At 64.8% G+C, this 23,128-nt stretch carries 22 protein-coding genes; 16 read left to right on the forward strand and 6 right to left on the reverse strand.

The genetic code is table 11. The annotated features are described in order from the left end of the window. Nucleotides 1-2 precede the first annotated feature (2 nt). Nucleotides 3-779, forward strand: a complete 777-nt coding sequence (locus TQ38_RS05805; protein ID WP_043975580.1) for a ThuA domain-containing protein — start codon at nt 3-5, stop codon at nt 777-779. A 130-nt stretch (nt 780-909) separates the two neighbouring features. Here the strand turns inward: TQ38_RS05805 and TQ38_RS05810 are convergent, their stop codons facing one another. Continuing rightward, nucleotides 910-2,031: an acyl-CoA dehydrogenase family protein gene (locus TQ38_RS05810; RefSeq protein WP_043975581.1), complete on the reverse strand. Its 1,122-nt coding sequence runs from the start codon at nt 2,029-2,031 to the stop codon at nt 910-912. 165 nt (nt 2,032-2,196) lie between these two features. On the opposite strand from TQ38_RS05810, the gene TQ38_RS05815 reads away from it, so the two are divergent. Both TQ38_RS05815 and TQ38_RS05820 read left to right on the forward strand, forming a co-directional pair. After that, complete coding sequence (locus TQ38_RS05815; protein WP_043975582.1) at nt 2,197-2,970, forward strand: LuxR C-terminal-related transcriptional regulator; 774 nt, start codon at nt 2,197-2,199, stop codon at nt 2,968-2,970. Between the two features lie 43 nt (nt 2,971-3,013). Further along, nucleotides 3,014-3,466: a GNAT family N-acetyltransferase gene (locus TQ38_RS05820; protein WP_043975583.1), complete on the forward strand. Its 453-nt coding sequence runs from the start codon at nt 3,014-3,016 to the stop codon at nt 3,464-3,466. Nucleotides 3,467-3,494: 28 nt separating this feature from the next. Here TQ38_RS05820 and TQ38_RS05825 read toward each other — a convergent pair whose 3' ends face one another. Beyond that, nucleotides 3,495-5,123: a GMC family oxidoreductase gene (locus TQ38_RS05825; protein ID WP_043975584.1), complete on the reverse strand. Its 1,629-nt coding sequence runs from the start codon at nt 5,121-5,123 to the stop codon at nt 3,495-3,497. Between the two features lie 150 nt (nt 5,124-5,273). Here TQ38_RS05825 and TQ38_RS05830 point away from each other — a divergent pair, with 150 nt between their 5' ends. From TQ38_RS05830 to TQ38_RS05880, 11 genes are all read left to right on the forward strand, one after another. Then, on the forward strand, nt 5,274-5,669 hold the full coding sequence (locus TQ38_RS05830; protein ID WP_043975585.1) for a Zn-ribbon domain-containing OB-fold protein: 396 nt from the start codon (nt 5,274-5,276) through the stop codon (nt 5,667-5,669). Continuing rightward, entirely contained in the window at nt 5,666-6,829 is a 1,164-nt protein-coding gene (locus TQ38_RS05835; RefSeq protein WP_043975586.1) for a thiolase family protein, read from the forward strand. Before TQ38_RS05830 ends, TQ38_RS05835 begins: the two co-directional genes overlap by 4 nt. Then, complete coding sequence (locus tag TQ38_RS05840) at nt 6,829-8,037, forward strand: acyl-CoA dehydrogenase family protein (RefSeq protein ID WP_043975587.1); 1,209 nt, start codon at nt 6,829-6,831, stop codon at nt 8,035-8,037. The genes TQ38_RS05835 and TQ38_RS05840 overlap by 1 nt, the downstream gene beginning before the upstream one ends. Before the next feature lie 115 nt (nt 8,038-8,152). Continuing rightward, entirely contained in the window at nt 8,153-9,142 is a 990-nt protein-coding gene (locus TQ38_RS05845; protein WP_043975588.1) for a thiamine pyrophosphate-dependent dehydrogenase E1 component subunit alpha, read from the forward strand. 17 nt (nt 9,143-9,159) lie between these two features. Continuing rightward, entirely contained in the window at nt 9,160-10,173 is a 1,014-nt protein-coding gene (locus TQ38_RS05850; protein ID WP_043975589.1) for an alpha-ketoacid dehydrogenase subunit beta, read from the forward strand. Nucleotides 10,174-10,186: 13 nt separating this feature from the next. Then, the gene (locus TQ38_RS05855) at nt 10,187-11,620 is read left to right on the forward strand and encodes a 2-oxo acid dehydrogenase subunit E2 (protein ID WP_113941888.1); all 1,434 of its coding nucleotides are present in this window, start codon (nt 10,187-10,189) and stop codon (nt 11,618-11,620) included. 11 nt (nt 11,621-11,631) lie between these two features. Beyond that, nucleotides 11,632-12,195 carry a VOC family protein gene (locus TQ38_RS05860; RefSeq protein WP_043976435.1) on the forward strand — a complete coding sequence of 188 codons (564 nt, stop codon included), beginning with the start codon at nt 11,632-11,634 and terminating at the stop codon, nt 12,193-12,195. Next, nucleotides 12,195-13,412 (forward strand): acyl-CoA dehydrogenase family protein, encoded by a 1,218-nt coding sequence (locus TQ38_RS05865; RefSeq protein ID WP_043976433.1) that lies wholly within the window; start codon nt 12,195-12,197, stop codon nt 13,410-13,412. Before TQ38_RS05860 ends, TQ38_RS05865 begins: the two co-directional genes overlap by 1 nt. Next, nucleotides 13,409-14,488, forward strand: a complete 1,080-nt coding sequence (locus TQ38_RS05870) for a phosphotransferase (protein WP_043976432.1) — start codon at nt 13,409-13,411, stop codon at nt 14,486-14,488. The genes TQ38_RS05865 and TQ38_RS05870 overlap by 4 nt, the downstream gene beginning before the upstream one ends. Before the next feature lie 215 nt (nt 14,489-14,703). Further along, nucleotides 14,704-15,048, forward strand: coding sequence for a DNA-directed RNA polymerase subunit omega (gene rpoZ, locus TQ38_RS05875; protein ID WP_043976430.1), 345 nt, complete (start codon nt 14,704-14,706; stop codon nt 15,046-15,048). Between the two features lie 125 nt (nt 15,049-15,173). Continuing rightward, nucleotides 15,174-15,950: a ParA family protein gene (locus tag TQ38_RS05880; protein ID WP_205316102.1), complete on the forward strand. Its 777-nt coding sequence runs from the start codon at nt 15,174-15,176 to the stop codon at nt 15,948-15,950. Between the two features lie 167 nt (nt 15,951-16,117). On the opposite strand, the gene ftsH is transcribed toward TQ38_RS05880, so the two are convergent. Then, nucleotides 16,118-18,049 carry an ATP-dependent zinc metalloprotease FtsH gene (ftsH, locus tag TQ38_RS05885; RefSeq protein ID WP_043976428.1) on the reverse strand — a complete coding sequence of 644 codons (1,932 nt, stop codon included), beginning with the start codon at nt 18,047-18,049 and terminating at the stop codon, nt 16,118-16,120. 121 nt (nt 18,050-18,170) lie between these two features. Further along, nucleotides 18,171-19,220 (reverse strand): sensor histidine kinase, encoded by a 1,050-nt coding sequence (locus tag TQ38_RS05890; protein WP_082057747.1) that lies wholly within the window; start codon nt 19,218-19,220, stop codon nt 18,171-18,173. 262 nt (nt 19,221-19,482) lie between these two features. On the opposite strand from TQ38_RS05890, the gene TQ38_RS05895 reads away from it, so the two are divergent. Both TQ38_RS05895 and TQ38_RS05900 read left to right on the forward strand, forming a co-directional pair. Further along, entirely contained in the window at nt 19,483-20,655 is a 1,173-nt protein-coding gene (locus TQ38_RS05895) for an aminotransferase (RefSeq protein ID WP_043976424.1), read from the forward strand. Further along, nucleotides 20,652-21,158, forward strand: a complete 507-nt coding sequence (locus TQ38_RS05900; RefSeq protein ID WP_240197973.1) for a GNAT family N-acetyltransferase — start codon at nt 20,652-20,654, stop codon at nt 21,156-21,158. Before TQ38_RS05895 ends, TQ38_RS05900 begins: the two co-directional genes overlap by 4 nt. Before the next feature lie 25 nt (nt 21,159-21,183). On the opposite strand, the gene TQ38_RS05905 is transcribed toward TQ38_RS05900, so the two are convergent. Together TQ38_RS05905 and TQ38_RS05910 are read right to left on the reverse strand one after the other, a co-directional pair. Continuing rightward, a complete protein-coding gene (locus TQ38_RS05905; RefSeq protein WP_043976421.1) occupies nt 21,184-21,513 on the reverse strand; it encodes an SMR family transporter in 330 nt (109 codons plus the stop codon). Nucleotides 21,514-21,541: 28 nt separating this feature from the next. Next, nucleotides 21,542-23,068, reverse strand: a complete 1,527-nt coding sequence (locus TQ38_RS05910; protein ID WP_043976420.1) for a replicative DNA helicase — start codon at nt 23,066-23,068, stop codon at nt 21,542-21,544. Nucleotides 23,069-23,128: the final 60 nt, after the last annotated feature.

Below are 23,128 nucleotides of genomic sequence, written 5' to 3' on the forward strand. Positions count from 1 at the left end.
GTATGAGCGAAGCTGAAGCAGCGCATCCCCCGCGCATCAATTGCGTCCTCGTGTGCGGCGGCGTGTGGCACGATATGGACTTCGCCCGGCTGGAGCTGCTCAAGCTTCTGGGCGAAGATCCTTCCGTGCGGACCCGCGTGTTCGAGAATTACGAGAACCTCGACGCTCTGCGCGAGGCGGATATCCTCATCACCTACACCTGCGACGTCACGCCCTCGCTGGCGGCGCAGGAAGTGCTGCGCGATTGGCTGACGGCGGGGGGGCGCTGGTATGCGCTGCACGGCACTAATTCGGTGCTGCGCCTGCTGTCCGAAGGGCCGGACAAGGGCCTGTGGGACGCCCCCCGCTGGGCGCCGCTGTTCATGGATATGCTGGGTTCGCAGTTCATCTCGCACCCGCCGATCGCGCCCTATACGGTGACGGTCGCCGATCCGAGCCATCCGCTGGTGGCGGGCATCGAGCCCTTCGAGACCACCGATGAACTCTATCACATGGAGACTCACGGCGATCTTCACGTCCTCCTCGAGACCGACTGCACCCAGGAAGGCACCGGCTTCGTCGAGGCCAAGGACGCGCTCGGCAAGCAGCCGGTTATGTATCTGAAGGGCCATGGCAAAGGCGGCGTGCTGTATAATACGCTGGGCCATTGCCGGGGGCACTACGACCTCCAGCCGATGCTGGACTGGTGGCCTACGGTGGACCGCTGTGCCTGGGATCTGCCGGTGTTCTACGATCTGCTGCGCCGGGGTATCGGCTGGCTCAAGCAGCGCGAGAGCTGAGGGAAAACTGAGATCCGTCGTCCCGGATCAGGTCCGGGACGATGTATTCTCCCAAATCTTTCGACCACATAAAAAGAAGGGGGCGATCCGAAATCGGAGCGCCCCCTTTGTCAGGTGTGGTCCTTCAAATTCAGTTGAGCAGCCCGGCGTAGCGGTCGAGCGCTGCCAGCGGCCCCTCGGGCCAACGCGAGAGCACCAGCAGGCGCTTGTGCCCGCCGCCGATCGCCAGTTCATCGGTGACGCCCATGCCGCCGTGGAACTGGATCATCTCATGCCCGAGTTCCACCGAGGCATCGGCGATGAACGCCCGCGCACCGTGGACGGCATTCGCAAATTCGTCGCTTTGCCAGGATACCAGTGCGAGGTTGAGCAATGCCCGGCTCTGCTCGATCACGGCATATTGCGCGACCATGCGGTGCTGGATCGCCTGGAACGCGCCGAGCGGCGAACCGAACTGGTCGCGGGTCTTCAGGTAATCGATGGTTTCGTGCAGCAGCCGCTCCATGATCCCCAGCGCCTCTGCGCTGCGGGCAAGGGCGGCAAGGTCGCTGGCGGCGGCGATGGCGGCAAGGCCGTCGTCGCCAAGCCTGTTGCCTGCGGGCACGATGACGCCTTCAAGCTCCAGCGAGGTGGCGACGCTGCCGTCGGCCATCGTCCAGTCGCGGGCGGACGCGCCGGGCGTGCCGGCGGGCACAAGGAACAGAGCCACGCCTTGCGCATCGCCCGGCTTACCCGAAAGACGCGCGGAGACGATGTAACCGTCCGCGCCGCCGCCGACTACGCAATAGGGCTTGGCGCCAGACAGGCGGTAGCCGTCGCCCTGAGGCGAGGCGGAGGTTTCCACCCAGACCAGCCCGTCGCGCGCACGCGCTTCGGCATGGGCGAGGGCGAGGCGCTTTTCACCGGAAATCAGCGCGTCCAGCCATTCGCCCTGCAGGGTTTCCGGCGCGGTACTGGCGAACAGGCGCCCGGCCATCACCACGGCTTCGGCCAGCGGCTCGACCACGAGGCCGCGGCCAAGTGCTTCGAAAACGGTGGCGATTCCCGTGGCGTCGAGTCCAAGCCCGCCCAGTTCCTCGGGGAAAGGCGCAGCGATCAGGCCGAGTTCGCCCAGTAATTGCCAATTGGTGCCCGAAAACCCGCCCGGCTCGGCCAGAAACGCGCGGCGGCTGTCGTGGTTATAATGGTCGGTGACGAAGCGCTCGGTCAGGGCCTTGAGCATTTCCTCGTCTTCGTTGAGATCGAAGTTCACTTTCCTCTCCACATCGGGCCACTCCCGCTTATGGGCTTGGGTGTACCATCAAGAGGCCGGACGTTACCGCTGCGCAAAAGACTAGTCATGAAAACGGCATATTTCCGGGCTTCAAGCGATTGTGCCGCCAAAGCCACCGGGCTAAGAGGGTGGAGAGAGGATCCCATGCAACTGCTGTCACTGGAACACATCGACGCCGTGCGAGTGAAATCGCCGGAGGGCATCCGCTCGGCCGCCGAGGCGCTGCACAGGATTGCCATGGAGCAAGGCATGCGGGCGGCTCCGGCCCACGATATCGCCGACAAGCGCACGCCCGTCGATGCCGAGGGCCGGATATTGGCGACCGAGGTATTCGGTTGGGGCGACGAGGAGCGGGTGTGGTGGCGCAATTCGCGCATCGCCCTGGATTCTCCGCTGACCACGGCCTGCCGCTTCGAAAGTCAGCCGTTCTGGGCTAATGCCGGAGGCTTCCGCACCCGTGAGCCGAACGCCTATCTCACCTCGATCGACATCACCAATTTCGAGACGCGGGCCATGACCCGCGCCGCGATCGCCGTGCCGGTACACCTGCCGTTCGGCCAGATCGGCGCAGTCAGCTTCAACCCGCTCGATCGCGACAAGACCGACTTGTCAGAAGAATTCGACCGGCTTTCGGACGTGCTGGGGCTTTACGCCCGCACGTTCATCGCGACGTATGTGCAGGTAATGGGTTCCACCCAGGCGCTGCCGCCCGCCTCACGCCTGTCCAAGCGCGAGGTTGAGTGCTTGCGCTGGGCGGCGATCGGCAAGACCGACCTGGAAATCAGCATGATAATGTCGCGCAGCCGCGCGACGGTGCGTTTCCACATCCACAATGCGGCCACCAAACTGAACGCGGTGAACCGCAGCCAGACGGTCTTCAAGGCGGCGCAACTGGGCTACATCTCGCTCCAGACCTGACGCGGGCCTTCAGCGCATCATACAACCCGCGAAGGATCCCGAGTTGGAAATCAGGCTGGACGATCCGGCGGCATCCCATGTGTCCGAGCTTCTCGCCCATCACCTTCGCGAACTGCGCAGCGTCATGGGTGAGCATGCATTTGCCCTCGACGCGAGCGGGTTGTCTTCACCCGGCGTCACCTTCTGGACGGCATGGCGCGAAGGTGAACTGGCCGGATTCGGTGCGCTCAAACAGCTTGGTGCGCGCCGGGGCGAAGTGAAGTCGATGCGCGCGGCACCCTCGGCGCGGGGCACGGGCGTTGGCCATGCGCTGCTGGGGCATATCGTTGCCGAAGCGAGGGCGCGCGGATACGAGGCGCTTTATCTGGAGACCGGCACGGCCGATCTCCACGCCCCGGCCATCGCGCTTTACCGGCGCTCGGGGTTCATTTCGTGCGGACCTTTCGCCGATTACGAGGCGAGCGAGCACAACCAGTTCATGGTGCTGACGCTTTGACGCCGCGTCCCCCCCTTGCGGGGAGGGATCAGCCCCTGTCTTCCAGCATCAGCTTCGCGCCGCGCAGTCCCACGGCCATCGCGGGGGCATTGGTGTTGCCGGTGACGTGGCCCGGCATGATCGAGCAGTCCGCCACGCGCACGCCTTGCACGCCGTTCACCCGCAGGCGCGCATCGACCACGGCGTTCGCGTCCGCGCCCATGCGGCAAGAGCGGATGGCGTGGAGGCCGCAGCTCGAAAGGTTGCGGAACATCGCCAGCACGTCCTCGTCGCTTTCCACCTGCGCGCCCGGCACCAGTTCCTCGCCGACCATGCGGTCCAGCGGAGCGGCGCGCACGTAGCTACGCATCTTGCGAACCAGCGCGATGGCTGAGGCCTTGTCGTGCTCGGTGGTGAGGAAGTTGTGGTGGATGTCGGGCAGGTCATCGCCTGATGGGCTGACGGCGCGCACGCTGCTCTCGCTGGTGAGGCGCAGGAGCTGGCCGTAGATGGTGACGCCGGGCTTGGGGTCGATCTTGTCGAGCGGGACCGGGTCCTTGTCGTCTCCGACCTTGAAGGTGTAGCCGCCGAGGTAGAACTGCGCGTCGGTGCGGCCGTCCGGGTGGGCGACGTTGCAGAATGCGCCGATCTCGAACGGGCCGGTGGCCAGCACGCCGTCGCCGCGCAGAAGATAGCGCAGCATCGCCAGCGCCGCACCGATGCCGAAGAAGCTCTTGTTGGTGCCTTTGCCGTGGTCCAGCCGGAACGGCATCGAGATCGAGAGGTGTTCGATCATCTTCTCGCCCACGTCCGGCGAATGGGCGACGACGGGGATGCCCGCTGCCGCCAGCCGGTCCGCGTCGCCGATGCCGGAGCGCTGGAGCAGCAGGGGGCTTTCCATGGCGCCCGCGCTCACCACGATCTCTCCCGCACAGTCGAACCGCTGGGGGCGGCCGTTCACGGTCACGTCGAGACCCACGGCGCGGGTGCCCTCGAAGACGATTCGCTGCGCCATCACGCCGGTCATCACCGTGACGTTGGGCCGCCCCCGCGCCGCTGCAAGGTAAGTGCGGGCGGACGAATCGCGCTTACCCTTGCGGATATTGTGGCTGTAATAACCCACGCGCGGTCCCGGGGTGCCGTTGAGGTCGTCAACGCGGGCGAGGCCCAGCGTCTCGCCGGCCTCGATCATGCGCTCGGCCAGGCGATATTTGAAACAGGCGGGATCGACACGCACCAGCCCGCCGCTGCCGCGCATGGAGGATGGCCCGGCAGCGTGGTCTTCCAGTTCCAGGAAGGCTTCGGTCATGCTGTCGCCGTTCCAGCCGGTGGCGCCAGCCTCGGTTTCCCATGCATCATAATCGGCTTTTTCGCCCCGGCTCCAGATCATGCCGTTGATCGAGGACGAACCGCCAAGGCCCTTGCCGCGTATCCACACTTCGCCGCCGGGCGAATTGCTGCCCGGATCACGCGGTTGGGAGACGGGGTAGGCCCACATATGCTCAGGCTTCTTGACCAGCTTGGCGACGCCCTTGGGCAGGGTTACCCAGAAGCTGTCGTTCTCGCCGCCGGCTTCCAGTATCAGCACCTCGGATTTGCCGTCCGCGCTCAGGCGTTCGGCCATGACGCAGCCGGCCGAACCGGCGCCGACGATAATGTAGTCCCATTGCTTGGTCATGTCGTTCGTCTCCCGCCATGTGGGTCGCACGAACTAGCGCAATGACTACCCTAGCGTTTTGGTGAGTCACAATGCCGGGGCAGGCAGGCTTAAACCGTTCTCATGACCGGACCACGATACCGGCCAGTTTCGATGGGAAGCGGGAGCAAGATGCGCGCGATTGCAACAGGGCTGTTTACCGACGAGGCAGAGCCGCGCTTGATCGGTGGCAAGGACCGGGAAACCGGCCGCATCGTTTTTCCATGCCCGGCCGCTTCCACATACGAACCCGTGCCGCTTTCGCGGGAGGGATCGCTGTGGTCCTACACCGTGCAGCGCTATCGGCCCAAGACGCCGCCTTACGCGGGGCCTGAAGCCTTCAAGCCCTGGGTGGTCGCCTATGTCGAACTGCCGGGCGAGGTCATCGTCGAGGCGCCGCTTTACGGTGTTGCCTTCGAGGACCTGAAGATCGGCATGCCAGTGCGTTTCGCGCCCGCACCGCTCAACCCCGAGGATGAGGGCAGCGTTTTCATCCCCGCATTCGAACCCGCAGGAGACGCAGCATGAGCGGTGACGTGTGCATCGTCGGCATCGGCATCCACCCGTTCGGGCGCACTGATGGCCTGTCCGGTGTGGATCAGGGCGTTTTCGCCGTGCGTCAGGCGCTGGCCGATGCCGGGGTCGAGTGGCCGCAGGTCCAGTTTGCCTATGGCAGCTCGGACGCGGCAGGGAACCCGGACACCATGGTCGACCGTCTCGGCCTGACCGGCATGCAGTTCATCAACGTGCGCAACGGCTGCGCGGCGGGTGGATCGGCGCTCTTTTCCGCCCAGATGGCGATCAAGTCGGGTGAGTTCGAGCTTGGCCTCGCGGTCGGCTTCGACAAGCATCCGCGCGGCGCCTTCAATGCCTTGCCGAGCGAATACAACCTGCCCGACTGGTACGGCGAGATGGGCCAGATGGTCACTACGCAGTTCTTCGCCGCCAAGATCATGCGCTATATGAACATGTTCGGCATCTCGCAGGAATCGCTGGGCAGGGTAGCGGAAAAGGCATTTCGCAATGCCGTTCACGCGCCCCATGCATGGCGCCGTCAACCCGTTGCGCTGGAGGATATCCTCGCCGCGCCCTTGGTCAGCGATCCTTACACCAAGTACATGTTCTGCTCGCCCGCAGAGGGCGGCGTCGCGCTGATCCTCGCCAGCGAGAAGAAGGCGCGCGAACTGGGCAAGCCGCTGATCCGCCTGAAGGCCGCGACCATGCGCACCCGCCCGCCCAGCAGCTTCGAGGTCTTCGCGCCTTCGGTCGACGTGGTCGCCGATGATACCCGCCCGCGCGGCACGGCCTCGCGCATTGCCTCGGCTGACGCATTCCGCCTTGCCGGCATCGGCCCGGGCGACATCGACGTTGCCCAGCTTCAGGATACCGAAGCCGGCGCCGAGATCATGCACATGGCCGAAAACGGCTTCTGCGCCGATGGCGAGCAGGAGAAGTGGCTGGCCGACGGTCATACCGAGATCGGCGGTGCGCTGCCGGTGAATACCGACGGCGGCTGCCTGGCCTGCGGGGAGCCGATCGGCGCATCGGGCCTGCGCCAGGTTTTTGAAAACGTAGTGCAATTGCGGGGCGACGGCGGTGGCCGTCAGGTCCCGAACTCGCCGAAGACGGCTTACAGCCATGTCTACGGCGCGCCGGGCGTCTCCGCCGTCACCATTCTGGAACGCTGATGGATATCGAACTTTCCCCGCAAGACGCCGCTTTCCGCGAAGAGGTCCGCACCTTCCTGCGCGAATCCCTCCCTGCCGACGTCAAGGCCGGCGCGGCGGCGACCCCGTCCGTCTTCGTCGAGCCGGATATCGGTCAGGCCTGGAACGGCGTGCTCAACAAGAAGGGCTGGCTGGGCTACCAGTGGCCTGCCGAGCACGGCGGCACCGGCTGGACCCCGCTGCAACGCTACCTGTTCGAGAAGGAGTGCGCTGCCGCCGGCGCGCCCAACCTCACCGTGCTGGGCCTCAAGCTGCTGGCCCCGGTGATCTATAACTTCGGCACCGATGCGCAGAAGGCGCAGGTCCTGCCGCGCATCCTTTCGGGCGAGGATTACTGGTGCCAGGGCTTCTCCGAGCCGGGCGCGGGTTCCGACCTGGCCAGCCTGAAGACCCGCGCGATACTGGAAGGCGATCACTACCGCGTCACCGGATCGAAGATCTGGACCACCCACGCGCATCATGCCAACCGCATGTTTACGCTGGTCCGCACCAATACCGAGGTGAAGAAGCAGGCGGGCATCTCGTTCCTGCTGATCGACCTCGACAGCCCCGGCGTTTCGGTGCGCCCGATCCTGACCAATGCCGGCGACCATGAAGTCAACCAGGTCTTCCTTGAGGACGTGATGGTCCCTGCCGAAAACCTCGTCGGCGGCGAGGGGCAGGGCTGGACGATCGCCAAGTTCCTGCTCGAAAACGAGCGCGGCGGATCGTGCCACGCTCCCAAGCTAGGCTACGACCTCGACCAGATCGAGGCCGGCGCGAAGCTGGAAAGCGACGGAAAGGGCGGCGCGCTGTCCGACCAGACCGACTGGCGCCGCCGCGTGGCCAAGGCACGGCTTTCGGTCAACGCGCTCGAAATGATCGAGCTGAAGATCATTTCCGAGATCGCCAAGGGCCGCAAGCCCGGCCCGCAGACCTCGCTGACCAAGCTGCTCGCCTCAAACCTGCGGCAGGACATCGACCTGCTGGCGGTGGACCTCTACGGTCCCGCCGGTCTCCAACTGGAAACCGCGCGTCCGCTTTACGGTGACAACGCGCCGCAGGGGCTTCATTCCAAGGGAGCGCAAGTCGCTTCGCCGCGCTATCTCAACAGTCGGGCCTGGACGATCTTTGGTGGTACCAACGAAATCCAGAGCACGATCATCGCCAAATCGGTGTTGGGCCTGTGATGCTTCGACAAGCTCGGCATGAGCGCGGTAGGGTGGGCAATATGCTCACAACGCAGCTCAGGCTGAGCCTGTCGACGCCCTCAAGGACCCAAACCACAAACGAGAGGAAATCCTGATGCAGCTCAACCGCGAGGCGCTGACCCGCGCCTACCGGCAGATGAAGCTGATCCGCGAATTCGAGGAACGGCTCCATGAGGAGATCCAGACCGGCGAAATCGCAGGCTTCACCCACCTTTACTGCGGTCAGGAAGCGGTTGCCGTCGGCGTGTGCGAACACCTGACCGAGCGCGACAAGATCGTCTCCACCCACCGCGGCCACGGTCACTGCCTTGCCAAAGGCTGCGACGTGGACGGGATGATGAAGGAAATCTGGGGCAGCCAGGACGGCCTTTGCAACGGCAAGGGCGGCTCCATGCATATTGCCGACATCGACAAGGGCATGCTTGGCGCCAACGGCATCGTCGGCGCGGGCGCCCCGATCGCGGTGGGCGCGGCGCTGTCGAACAAGATCGACGGTCCTGACGAAGACGGCAAGCTGGCCATCGCGCTCGCCTTCTCGGGCGACGGCGCCTGCAACCAGGGCACCACATTCGAGGCGATGAACCTTGCCGTCGTCACCAAGGCGCCGTGCATCTTCGTTTTTGAGAACAACCACTATTCCGAGCACACCGGCGTCGATTACGCCGTCGGCACCGTGCAGGACATCGCCAGCCGCGCCGAAGCCTTTGGCATGAAGGTATGGCGCGCGGACGGCACGGACTTCTTTGCGGTCCACGACACTTTCCGCGAAGTGCTGGAATATGTCCGCACCCCCGGCAATGGCCCGGCGGCAGTGGAATTCGATACCGAGCGTTTCTTCGGCCACTTCGAGGGCGATCCGCAGCGTTACCGCGGCGAGGGGGAACTTGACCGCCTGCGCGCCGAGCGCGACTGCCTCAAGATCTTCCGTGCCAGCGTGACGGGCGCCGCCCTGCTGGACGATGCGGACCTCGACAAGGTCGATGCCGACGCTCTCCAGGCGATCGAGGATGCCGTTAAAGCGGCGCGGGCAGGGGCACGTCCCCAGCCCGAGAACGTCCTCGACAACGTCTACATCAGCTACTGACGGCAGGAGCGAGAACAATGGCAAAATTGACGTATCGCGACGCCATCCGCAACACGATGTTCCAGGAGATGCAGCGCGATGAACGCGTCGTTGTCCTGGGCGAAGACGTGGTTGGCGGCATGGGCACTGCCGGCGGGCCTGAGGCCATCGGCGGCATCTGGTCAACCACGACCGGTTTCTACGACGCATTCGGCCCGAACCGGGTGATCGACACCCCGATCAGCGAAAGCGCGATCATGGGCGCGGCGGGCGGTCTGGCTCTGGCCGGAAAGCGCCCGATCGCCGAGATCATGTTCGCCGACTTCATCGGCGTCAGCATGGACCAGCTGTGGAACCAGATCGCCAAGTTCCGCTACATGTTCGGCGGCAAGTCTGTCTGCCCGGCGGTGATCCGCATGCCTTGCGGCGCCGGCTACAACGCGGCGGCCCAGCACAGCCAGATGATCAGCCAGTTCGTCACCGGCATGCCCGGCATCAAGGTGGTCATGCCCACCACGCCGGAAGACGCCTGCGGCCTGATGCGCCAGGCGATCCGCGACGACGATCCGGTGGTCTTCCTTGAGCACAAGTTCCTTTACGGACTGACCGGCGAGGTCAACGAAGACCCGGACTTCTGCATCCCCTTCGGCCACGCGCGCCTTGCCCGCGCCGGCAAGGACGTCACCATCGTCGCCAGCGGCATGATGGTCCGCTACGCCGAGACGGCGGCAGACGATCTGGCGCAGGACGGCATCGGCTGCGACGTGATCGACATTCGCACCACCTCGCCGCTCGACGAGGAAGCCATCCTCGATTCGGTCGAAGTGACGGGGCGCGCCGTGATCGTCGACGAGGCGCCGCCGCGCTGCTCGCTGGCGACCGACCTGTCCTCGCTCATCGCCCAGAAGGCTTTCGCCAGCCTCAAGGCACCGATCGAGATGGTGACGCCCCCGCACACGCCCGTACCGTTCGCCCGCGAACTCGAGAGCGCCTACCTGCCCAGCCCCGCGAAGATCGCGGCGGCCGTGCGCAAGACGCTCGATTACCGTTGAGAGAGGCGCTGACATGAGCCGCATCCGCGCATTCACGATGCCCAAATGGGGTATCGAAATGACCGAGGGCACCGTCGCCGACTGGATGGTCAAGGAAGGGGACAGCTTCAAGCGCGGCCAGACGCTGTGCCTGATTGAAACAGCCAAGATCACCAACGAAGTCGAGGCCGAATACGACGCCACGGTGCGCCGCATCATCGTCGGCGGCGGTGCCGGCGAGGAGCCTGTGGGCGCCCTGCTGGCGGTCTTCGACGAAGGCTCGCACTCGGACGACGAGATCGAAGCCTTCGTAGCCGGCTTCAAGCCTGCCGAGGGCGGCATCGCCCAAGGTGCGGAGAAAGCCAAGGCGGCCGAACCCGCCGCCGTGGCCGCTGCTCCAGCACCTGAAAAGCAGCGCGTCAAGATCGACACCAACCGCCCGATCAGCCCCGAGGCCCTGCGCCTCGCGGAGGAAGAAGGCGTCGATATCTCCGGTATCGAGGGATCGGGGCGCGGCGGGCGTATCACTCATCAGGATGTCATCAAGGCCCTGCGCGGTCCTTCCTCGGCGGCGCCTCAGGGCGTGCTGGCGGTGGAACCGGACGACCTCAGGGTGCTGGCATCGCCGCTCGCCCGGCGCATCGCAGCGCTGCACGGCCTCTCGCTGTCGGGCCTCACCGGCACCGGCCCGCGCGGCCGTATCTCCAAAGCGGACGTTCTGGCGCTTGTGCCGGAAACGAAGGCCGCTGCCGGCTTCGGCACGCCCGAATTCGTGGCCGGTGAAAACCGTCCCGAGGTCGTGCCGTTCGACCGCGTTCGCAAGGTCGTCGCCCAGCGGCTGACGCAGGCCAAGCAGGAACTGCCGCACTTCTACCTGCGCATGTCCGCCAGCGCCGACAAGCTGATGGAAATGCGCAAGACCGCCAATGTGGTGCTGGGCTGCAAGGCCTCGGTCAACGACTGGATCGTCAAGGCCTGCGCCACCGCTCTGGCCAGGCACCCGGATGTCAACGTGCAGGTGCACGGGCAGGAGATCCACCGCTTCCCGCATGCGGATGTATCGATCGCCGTGGCCAGCCCGAAGGGCCTCGTCACCCCGGTGGTGCGTCAGGCCAACCTCATGCGCATCGACCAGATCGCGGCCGAAACCCGCCGCCTGATCGAAAAGGCACAAGCAGGCAAACTGAGCATGGACGACATGGACGGCGGCACGTTCTCCGTCTCAAACCTTGGCATGTTCGGGATCGAGAACTTCGATGCGATCATCAACCCCCCGCAGGGTGCGATCCTGGCAGTGGGTGCTGCGCTGCGCCAGCCGGTCGAAAAGGACGATGGCGCAATTGCGTTCGAAACCCGCATTTCGGTCACGCTGTCGGTTGACCACCGTGCCATCGACGGGGCAGCGGGCGCCCAGTTCCTGCAGACACTCAAAGGTCTGATCGAGGCGCCGGAAGGCATGTTCGCCTGAAAGGAAAAACAATGAACGGAGAGGCTACCACCACAGCAGTCATGAAGCCGGGCCCGCTCAAGCGGCTCGGCGACGTGATCCAACTCGCCTACTTCCCGACCGATTTCGACGCCACGATGAAATACTGGATCGAGACCGTCGGCGTCGGCCCGTTCTTCGTGCTGAACGACGTCCGGCTTGACGAGATGAAATACAAGGGCGAGCCGACCGACGCCGTTTTCACGATGGCGATCGGGTACTGGGGCGATATCCAGATCGAGCTTATCAAGACCGACAGCGATGCCCCTTCGCTCTACTCCGGCGAATACGCCGTGCGCGATCGGCTGCACCACGTCTGCGTCTTCGTCGAATCGATCGCCGACGCGCGGGCAGCCTGCGCCGAAGCGGGCGCGCAGGTGATCGTCGAGGGTAAGGTCGGCGCGGACGGCGAAGTGATCTACGTCGATCCCGGTCAAGGCCCAGGCCACGTAATCGAGTACCTTCAGCCGCTGAGCGGCACCGAAGGGCTTTTTCAGATGATGAAGGATGCCGCCCGCGACTGGGATGGCTCCGATCCGATCCGGGTGCTTCAGTAATGACCGAGATTTCCCAACACGCACTCGACATGGCCGCCAAGGTCGAGGCTTTCGTGCGCGATGTGGTGGTGCCGTTCGAGAAGGACCCGCGCCGCGATCACCACGGCGCGCCCACTGACGAACTGATGATGGAGATGCGCGGCATGGCCCGCGAGGCCGGCGTGCTCACCCCGCACATCAAGGCGGATGGTTCGCACCTCACCCAGCGCGAGACGGCGGTCGTCCTCATCAAGTCGGGCCTTTCGCCGCTTGGCCCGCTGGCCTGCAACACCATGGCGCCTGATGAGGGCAACATGTACCTGATCGGCCACGTCGGCTCGCCCGATCTCAAGGAGCGGTTCCTGAAGCCGCTCGTCGAGGGCAAGGGCCGCTCCGCCTTCTTCATGACCGAGCCTGCCGAATGGGGCGGCGCCGGTTCCGACCCGTCGATGATGAAGACCACCTGCCACAAGGACGGCAACCAGTGGGTCATCAACGGGCGCAAGACCTTCATCACTGGCGCGCAGGGCGCGATGGTGGGCATCGTCATGGCTGCCTCGGCCGAGGAAGATACCAAGGGCGGCGCCTGCATGTTCCTCGTCGACCTGCCGGACGAGGCGATCCGCATCGACGAAGTGCCGAACACCATCGACAGCTCGATGCCCGGCGGCCACGCCACCCTGACCATCGACAACCTGCGCGTTCCCGCCGACCAGATGCTGGGCCAGCCGGGTGAGGGCTTCAAGTACGCCCAGATCCGCCTTTCGCCCGCGCGCCTGTCGCACTGCATGCGCTGGCTAGGCTGCTGCATCCGCGCGCATGAGATCGCCAGCGACTATGCCTGCCGCCGCATGGCGTTTGGCAAGCAACTGATCGAGCACGAGGGCGTCGGCTTCATGCTGGCCGAGAACGAAATCCTCATCAAGCAGTGCGAACTGATGATCGACTGGTGCGCGGGCGTGCTTGACACCGGATCGCTGGGCACCGTCGAAAGCTCGATGGCGAAGGTTTCGGTTTCCGAGGCCCTGATGAAGATCGCCGACAACTGCGTGCAGGTCATGGGCGGCACCGGCGTGACGGAACGCACGATCGTGGAACAGGTGTTCCGCGAAATCCGCGCCTTCCGCATCTATGACGGCCCCACCGAAGTCCACAAGTGGAGCCTCGCCAAGAAGATCCGCCGCGACTGGCGCAAGGCTCAGGAAGCCTTGGCGGCGAAGGAAGCGCAGCCGGCATGAGCCCCCCTGAAACCGACGTAGCGCAGGCCAATTCGGGCACCACCGCCGTCCGGGAAGGCTATGCCTTCGACGAAGCGGCGCTGGTCCGCTGGATGGAGGCCGAGGTCGAAGGCTTCGCCGGGCCGCTCACTGTCGAGCAGTTCAAGGGCGGTCAGTCGAACCCGACCTACAAGCTGGTGACGCCGGGCCGCGCCTACGTCCTGCGCCGCAAGCCGCCGGGTGAACTGCTCAAGGGCGCTCATGCGGTGGAGCGTGAGGCCAAGGTGCTTTCCGCGCTCCACGGTGCGGGTTTCCCGGCCGTGCGGGTCTACGGCCTGTGCACCGACGATTCGGTGCTGGGCACGTGGTTCTACGTCATGGAAATGGTCGAAGGGCGCATCTTCTGGGACGCGACCGTCCCCGATGTCTCGAACGAGGAACGCGCGGGCATTTTCGACGCGATGAACGCGACGATCGCGCAGCTCCACTCGTTCGATCCCGAGGCGATCGGCTTGGGCGATTACGGCAAGCCGGGTAATTACTTCGCCCGCCAGGTCGGCCGCTGGTCGAAGCAGTATTTTGCGGACGAGGCCGCCGGACGCAACGATGACATGGACGCGGTGATCGCCTGGCTTGAGGCGAACATGCCTGAGGACGACGGCGCCTCCAGCGTGATCCACGGCGATTTCCGCATCGACAACATGATATTCCACCCCACCGAGCCGCGCGTGTTGGCGGTGCTGGACTGGGAATTGTCGACGCTGGGCCATCCGCTGGCCGACTTTGCCTATAACGCGATGATGTACCACATGCCCCCGCACATCGTGGCAGGCCTTGGCGGGGCCGATATCGCTGCGCTGGGCATCCCGACCGAGGCCGATTATGTCGCGGCCTATTGCCGCCGCACGCGCCGCGATGGGATGCCGGACTACGGTTATTACATGGCGTTCAACTTCTTCCGCCTCGCCGCGATTTTCCACGGAATCAAGGGCCGCGTGATCCGCGGCACCGCCGCCAACGCCCAGGCGCGGGAACGGGCAGAGGCCTTCCCCGAACTGGCGAAGCTGGCCTTGGGCTTTACGCAAAGGAAAGCCTGACCGTCTTCTGGCCTTGAGCCGGGGACCGCAGGCATTTCTTAGAGCGGCACATTACCGAAAAGCGCTTTGCAGCAGAAAGTTGGCTGCGCTTTTTGGTCGTGGCCCGGATCGGGTCCGGAACGACGATGCGGTTCAGCCCATTTCCTTGACTTTCGCGGCGGAGGCCCCTATCGGCCGTCCTTTCCGAACCTTTAGATTTTTTACCGGGAGTGCCCATGGCGCGCGTAACTGTCGAAGACTGTGTCGACAAGATCCCCAACCGTTTCGACCTCGTCCTGCTCGCTGCCCAGCGTGCACGCGAGATTTCGGGCGGCGCGGAACTCACGCTCGAGCGTGACCGCGACAAGAACCCGGTCGTCGCTTTGCGCGAGATCGCCGAGCAAACGGTGACTCCGTCGATTCTCAAGGAAACGCTGGTCACCTCGATGCAGCGCGTCCTGCCTGACGACGACGACGAGATGGACGACGTCGGTTCGCTCAGCCAGTCGGCAGAGGCCTTGCGCATCACTGCTTCGGCACCGACGCGCAACACCTCGATCGGCGGCGACTACGACGGTTGATCCTTTTCGTTGACTGTCGCGGCGCGGCAGACAACGATCACGAGGTGGCCGCTAAATCGAAACTACCTCGTATTATCGGAATTTCCGGGGGACCGCCCAACAGGGCCGGTCCCCTTTCGGCGTCCGTGAAAGATGAAGCAAGCGCGGGTGGCGGCATACCCGGCAGCGCGACCATTGCCGTCTACAGCGTGAAAGGCGGCGTGGGGAAAACCACCTTTTCGGCCAATCTCGCTTGGTGTTCGGCAGTGGCAAGCGCGCGGCGGACGCTGCTGTGGGATCTCGATGCAGCTGGCGGCTCGGCCTTCCTCTACGGGCTTGAACCGCAGGAGGCGCAGCTTGCCGAGGAAGTCTTCGCGCGCGAACGCTCGGCTGCCGGGTTGATCCAGAAGACGGCCTTTGCCGATCTCGATATTCTGCCCGCAGACGAATCGATCCGCACACTCGACGCGCAGCTCGCGCGGATCGGCAAGCGCAAGCGACTGGCCAAGCTGACCGAGGAGCTGGCGGCCGACTATCCGCGCATCATCCTCGACTGTCCGCCAGTGATGAACGAATTGTCTGCGCAGATCGTGCGCGCCGCCGATCTGGTGATCGTGCCGCTGCCGCCGTCGCCGCTGTCGGCGCGCGCCTTCGATCTGGTGGTGCGCGAAATTGCGGGGAATACCAAACGTCACCCGCCGATCTTGCCGGTGCTGTCGATGCTCGACATGCGCCGCGCACTGCACAAGCAGGCGCACGAGGCGAATCCCAACTGGCCTTCGATCCCCTATGCCAGCGTGGTGGAACAATGCGCGGTGCACCGCCAGCCGGTGGGCGCATTAGCACCGCAAAGTCCCGCCGCGCAGGCCTTTGGAAGACTGTGGGCAGCGATCGAGAAAAAGCTGGCGCAGAAGCGGGCCTAGCGACGGCTCCGCCCTTCGCAGAGTTTTAACTCCTCGGGTGCTTTTGTAATGACGAATGGATTGGACGGCCCGCAAAGTGCGGGAACTGCGGCATAAAATAAAAGGGGCGCCAAGGTCAGACCTTGGCGCCCCTCCTGCATTCTCCCGTCGGAGAACTCTGGTATGTGTCAGGCGCCCTGCGGGGCGGTGCCGCCGCTGAAGCGCTTGCCCGACTTGGGAATTGCCGAACCCGAGAGTGGGCGCGGTGCCGCAACGCCGCGCGGAGTGCTGGGGCGATCGATCGAGCCGCCATCGAGCAACTGCTTGATGTCCTCGCCCGAGAGCGTCTCGTATTCCAACATCGCCTGCGCCAGCGTGTGCAGCGCCTCGTTCTGGTCCTTGAGGATCTGCGTGGCGCGGGCGTGGGCGTTGTCGACCAGCACACGGATTTCGCTGTCGATCAGGCGGTTGGTATCGTCCGAGCCCATTGTGCGGTTCGATCCGCCCATGCCGAGATAACCCTCCTGGGTCTCCTCGTACTGGAGCGGGCCGAGCTTGTCCGACATGCCCCACTTCGTGACCATGCTACGGGCAAGGCCCGTGGCATACTGGATGTCGCCCGAGGCGCCGGAAGAGACCTTGTCGTAGCCGAAGATCAGTTCCTCGGCGACGCGGCCGCCCATCGCGACCGAGAGGTTCGCGAGCATCTTGTCACGGTGGTACGAGTAGCTGTCACGCTCCGGCAGGCGCATGACCATGCCCAGCGCACGGCCGCGCGGGATGATCGTGGCCTTGTGGATCGGGTCCGAAGCAGGTTCATGCACCGAGACGAGCGCGTGGCCGGCCTCATGATACGCGGTCATCTTCTTCTCGTCCTCGGTCATGACCATGGAGCGGCGTTCCGCGCCCATCATGACCTTGTCCTTGGCGTCCTCGAATTCCTGCATGGCGACCAGGCGCTTGTTACGGCGCGCCGCAAGCAAGGCGGCTTCGTTCACGAGGTTTGCGAGGTCGGCGCCCGAGAATCCCGGGGTGCCGCGCGCGATGACACGCGGATTGACGTCAGGTGCCAGCGGCACCTTCTTCATGTGCACGGCGAGAATCTTCTCGCGCCCTTCGATGTCGGGCACGGGCACGACGACCTGGCGGTCGAAGCGGCCCGGACGCAGCAGCGCGGGGTCCAGCACGTCGGGGCGGTTGGTCGCCGCGATGATGATGATACCTTCGTTGGCTTCGAAGCCGTCCATTTCGACCAGCAGCTGGTTCAGCGTCTGCTCGCGCTCGTCGTTCGAGTTGCCGAGGCCGTGGCCGCGGTGACGGCCGACGGCGTCGATTTCGTCGATGAAGACGATGCAGGGCGCGTTCTTCTTGGCCTGTTCGAACATGTCGCGTACGCGGCTGGCACCGACACCCACGAACATTTCGACAAAGTCGGAACCTGAAATCGTGAAGAACGGCACGCCTGCCTCACCCGCGATGGCGCGGGCGAGCAGGGTCTTGCCGGTGCCGGGCGAACCGACCAGCAGCGCGCCCTTGGGGATTTGGCCGCCCAGCTTGGAGAAGCGGGTGGGTTCGCGCAGGAACTCGACGATTTCTTCCAGTTCCTCACGCGCTTCGTCGATGCCGGCGACGTCGTCGAAGGTAACCCGGCCCGAGCGTTCGGTCAGCATCTTGGCCTTCGACTTGCCGAAGCCCATCGCGCCGGAACCGCCGCCTTTCTGGACCTGACGAAGCGCAAAGAAGGCGATACCCACGATCAGCACGAAAGGCAGCGTCTGCGCGAGGATGTAGAGCAGCAGGCTGCCCTGTTCTGCTTCCTTGCCCGAATATTTGACGTCGTTCTGCGAGAGAAGCTGGGTGAGGGTGATGTCGTTCTGCACAGGAACCGTGCTGAACGTGTCACCGTTCTTGAGCTTTCCGTCGATACGGTCTTCGGCGATCTCCACCGAGGCGACGCTGCCTTCGGCAACCTTGCTGCGGAAATCGGAATAGGGGATGGACGGGCCCGTCGTGGTGCGCGCGCCGAACATCGACACCACCATCAGGAGCGCAAGGAAGATGCCCCCCCATACGAGCAGGCTCTTGACCCAGGGATTGCCGCTTGGCTGGTCGTCGTTCATTCGGGAAAACCGTCCTTTCAGACCGCTAATGTAGGCGTCTGCCGCTGAATCTCAAGCTGGCGCGGACAAGGATAATATTCGTTTTGGCGTGCAAGCCCTGCGGCCGGGCGGTACGGGGCGCTCAAACCGCGTCCTGCGCGGGTTCCGCGAGCCGGGAAAGTGGCAGATTAAGGGTCATGCATGCGCCCGAGTCGCGGGTTTCCAGTGCCATTTCCGCCCCCAGTTGCCGGCTCAGCACGCGCGAGATGCGCAGGCCGATGCTGTCGGTGCTGGCGGGGTCGAGGTCGAGCGGAAGGCCGATGCCGTCATCCTCCACGCTGAGGACGATGGCGGCGGCCCGGCGGGCTACGCACAGCACGATGCGCCCGGTAGGGCGGCCCGCGAAACCGTGTTCGAGGGCGTTGGCGATCGCTTCGGTGACGATCAGGGCGACAGGTACAGCGCTGTCGGGCCGCAGGATGATGCCTGCCTCCGCCTCGACGTGGCAGGTGATGCCGGGGCGGGCGCTGGATGCCATGATCTTGCCCGATACTTCGGTGAGGAACCGGTCGAGCGGGACCAATTGACCGTCCTGCCGGTAGAGCTGGCGCTGGATATTGCCGATGACCTGAAGCCGCGCCGCGGCATCGGACAAGGCCTTGCGGGCGGTCGGCTCGCTGAGAGTGCGCATCTGCAGCGACAGGACGGCGCCCACCATCTGTAGGTTGTTGCCGACGCGGTGCTGCATTTCCTGGAACAGCAGTTCCGCGCGCTCCGCCAGTTGTCCGCGTTCCTCGGCAAGTAGGCGCACTTCCTCGCGGGCTGTGTTCAGGCGGGCATTGGCGGCCTGCATCAGGTGGACGAGCCAGATGTCGACAGCGACGACGCCAAGATAGAACAGCATCGCCGTGACCGTGCCGCTGTCAGTCCCGAAAGCCATGCGCGGGGGGATGAACACGTACCAGGCGAATATGCCGCAGAGCACGGCGGCAAGGATGCCCGGGCGTGGACCGAACAGGAACGAACTGAGGATCACGGCCGGGAAAAACGTCAGGAACGGATATCCGGGCGGGAATGCGCCGTCCAGCACCCAGCGCAGCCACAGTGCGAAAATGCAAAAGGCCACTGTTGCGCCGTAGCGCAGGAATGGCCGGTCAGGGAGGAGTGGGAGGCGTTCGGTAAACCGGCTCAAGGTATTCAATTCAGACCCCAATCGCGTCGGCCCCGGGTTCGCCAATGTTGGTAGTGCAAGCGATAGACGTGTGAAAGTGGGGTTGGTTCCGTGGCTGGGGATAGGGGCGGGGTCTCAGGATGCGGTTCCACGATGATCGCGGCGGTGTTGGAACAGCTTTGGTTTCCGGTCATCTGCGCTCGCCATGACGAAGGGCGGTTGTGTTTCCGGCGTTCGGCCGGATATGGCTTTACGCATACGCGCCACCGGAGCCGCCCCCACGATGAAGACCATCAACCGCATCCACCCGGTATACGCCGAGATGGAGCGCACCGTGTTCGACCGCATGTCGGCGCTGGCGCGCGAGCATGTCGCGATCAATCTGGGGCAGGGCTTTCCCGATGGTCCCGTGATCGAGCCTCTGCTGGAAGCGGCGGCGCGGGCCTTGCGCGAAAAATCGAACCAGTACCCGCCCGGCGCCGGGCTGATGGAACTGCGCGAGGCGATTTGCGGCTATTATCAAAAGCGGCAGGACCTGGCGCTGACGGTCGATCAGGTGACCGTGACCTCGGGCGCGACAGAGGCGATCGCGGCCGCCTTGCTGGCCTTGGTGAAGCCGGGCGACGAGGTTATCCTGTTTCAACCGGCATACGATGCCTATGCGCCGATGGTGCGCCGGGCAGGCGGCGTTGCGGTTTCCGTTCCCCTGGCGCCGCCGCATTTTCGGTATGAGGAGGCGGCGCTCGGCGCAGCAATCACGCCGCTCACCCGCGTGGTGATCCTTAACGATCCGCTCAATCCGGCCGGCACCGTGGCCAGCCATGCCGAACTGGCGATGCTCGCCCGCGTCTGCGCGCAGCACGACCTTGTCGCGATCTGCGACGAGGTGTGGGAGGACGTGCGCTTCGACGATATTCCCCACCGCTCGCTGATGAGCTTTCCCGGCATGGCGGAGCGGGCGGTGAAGATCGGCTCGGCGGGCAAGATATTCGGGCTTACCGGCTGGAAGATCGGCTGGATGATCGCCGCTGGCGACCTTGCTGCTGCAATAGCCCATGCCCATCAGTTCCTTACTTACGCCACTGCCGTACCCTTGCAGTGGGCAGTGGCGGACGGACTTGGCCTTTCCGGCGACTTGCTGGAGCAGCAGCGCAAAGGCTGGGCCGCCGCCCGCGCGCGGCTCAAGGCCGGGTTGGAGGAGGCCGGGTTCGTCGTCCTTCCCAACGCCGCCACGTGGTTCCTGTGCATAGACCTCACCGCTTCCGGCATAGCGCTGACCGACCGCGAATTCAGTGAGCGCGCAGTGGTGGAAGCGGGCGTGGCGACGGTGCCGGTCGGCGCGCTTTACGCCGGTGACGCTGCGCCCAGCCACATCGTGCGCCTGTGCTTCACCAAACCGGCCCCGGTTCTGGACGAGGCGGCGGTGCGGCTTGGTGCATGGCGGAGCGCGCTGTGAGCGTCTTCACATGGCGCCCGATGCGCGCGGCGGACATCGACGGCGTGGTCATGGTTGCTGCGGCCTGCTTCCCCGATCACTTCGAGGCGCGCGCCTGCTTCGAGGAACGCCTGAAGCTGTTCCCGAAAGGCTGCTTCGCGCTCGCTTCGGACCAAGCGGTGAGCGGCTATCTGATCGCCTATCCCTGGCCGCTTGGCGCGATCCCGCCGCTCAACAGCTTGCTTGGCGCGCTGCCGGAAGAGCGGGACACGTTCTACCTGCACGATCTGGCGCTGCATCCCCAGGTGCGCGGCCAAGGCCATGCCCGGCCGGTCGTTGATCAACTTTCTGGGGTGCTGGCCGAGATGGGAGGCGCCAAACTGGCGCTGGTTTCGGTCAACGATTCCGTCGCGTTCTGGCGCGGCATGGGTTTCGAGCCGGTCACTGGCGATGCGGCGATCACCCGCAAGCTGGAAAGCTATGGCGGCGGCTCGACCTACATGGTGCGGGCTATTTGCCCGTAAGGCGGGGCGCTCAAAAAGCGCAGGCTCAGTGAGCCGCCGAGTTGGAAAATACGTTCATCACCAGCACCCCGGCTATAATCAGCGCCATGCCGGCCATTGCCGGCACATCCAGCTTCTGGCCCTGAAATGCCCATGCCGCAGCCGAGATCAGCACAATGCCGGTGCCGGACCAGATGGCATAGGCGATGCCGGTGGGGATCGTCTTCAATGTCAGCGAAAGGCAGTAGAACGCGATGAGGTACGCCGCGCCGGTGACAAGGCTCGGGATCGGTCTGGTGAAACCTTCCGACTGCTTCATGAACGAGGTGCCAATCACCTCGGCGATGATGGCAATGCCAAGTATACCGTAACCCATCGCGCGTTCCACTTTCGCCCGTCCCTGCTCAGTCGCTTTCGAACGCGGCGCGCATGTCGTCGGGTGCGAGGTCGGAGAACTTGGTGATGCGCGCCTCGAAGCGCAGGCGGACCTTGCCGGTGGCGCCGTGGCGCTGCTTGGCGATCAGCAATTCGGAAAGGCCGGTGACCTCCTCCATCTTCTGGCGCCAGGTTTCCCACTTGTCCTTGACGTCGGGGCCGTCGGTATCGCTGGGATACTTCGGCTCGGTCGCCTTCACGTAGTAGTCCTCGCGGTAGACGAACCAGACCATGTCGGCATCCTGCTCGATCGAGCCTGATTCGCGAAGGTCGGAAAGCATCGGGCGCTTGTCGTCGCGCTGTTCCACCGCACGGGAAAGCTGTGAAAGTGCGATCACCGGAACGTGGAGTTCCTTGGCCAGGGTCTTGAGACCACGCGAAATTTCCGAGATTTCGTTCACGCGGTTGTCGCTCGCGCGGCCGGAGCCGGACAAAAGCTGCAGGTAGTCGATCACGACAAGGCCGATGTTGTGGCGGCGCTTGAGGCGGCGCGCACGGGTGCGCAGGCCCGCGATCGTCAGGCCCGGCGTATCGTCGATGAACAGCGGCAGTTCGGCCAGGCGCTGGCTGGCGAAGGACAGCTGCTGGAAGTCCTCGCGGCTGATCTTGCCCATGCGCAGCGCTTCGGAACTGATGTTCGACTGCTCGGCAAGGATACGCGTGGCCAGCTGATCCGCGCTCATTTCGAGGCTGAAGAAGGCCACCGGCGCGCCGACCGACTTTTCGTGCGGCATGCCGTCGCGCACGGTGTCGTCGACGTAGCGTTGGGCCGTGTTGAAGGCGATGTTGGTGACCAGCGAGGTCTTGCCCATGCCCGGACGGCCGGCAAGGATGATAAGGTCGGAATCGTGAAGGCCACCGATCTTCTGGTTGACCGAGGTGAGGCCGGTGGTCTTGCCCGAGATGTGGCCGCCCGAATTGAACGCCTTCTCGATCGACATGATCGCGGTGCGTGTGGCGACACCGAAGCTTTGCGCTTCGCTTTGCGTCGCGGCGCCTTCGGCCACTTTGTACAGCGCCGATTCGGCCTGTTCGATCTGCTCCATCGGTTCTACCGATTCGGAGGTGTCCATCGCGCTTTCGACGAGGTTGCGGCCCACCGAGATCAGTTCGCGCAGCAGCGCAAGATCGTAGATCTGGTTCGCCAGTTCACGCGGGGCGAGCAGGCCTTGGCCGTCGCCGGTCAGCCGCGCGAGGTAGGAGACGCCGCCCAGCGCCTTCAGTCCTTCGTCCGCCTCGAAATAGGGGCGCAGGGTGACGCCGGTGACCACGGCCTTGCGGTCGAGCAACTGAAGAATCCGCTCGTAGAGGCGGGCGTGGACCGGCTCGAAGAAATGCGGCGGGGTGAGCGGGGTCGTCAGTTCCTCGATCACCCGGTTGTCGATGAGGACGGCGCCCAAAAACGCGGCCTCGGCCTCGACGTTGGCGGGCAGAGTGCGCACGCCAGAATTCTGGGCGCCGTCGTCGGCGCGGATGAGGAGATCTTGCTGGGCCATAAGCGGCGCACAATGCTCTCGGCGGCTGAGTCCTTCAAGCGGGGCAGTACGGGATATTAA

It is taken from the genome of Novosphingobium sp. P6W (assembly GCF_000876675.2).
In the GTDB taxonomy this organism is placed as follows: Bacteria; Pseudomonadota; Alphaproteobacteria; order Sphingomonadales; family Sphingomonadaceae; genus Novosphingobium.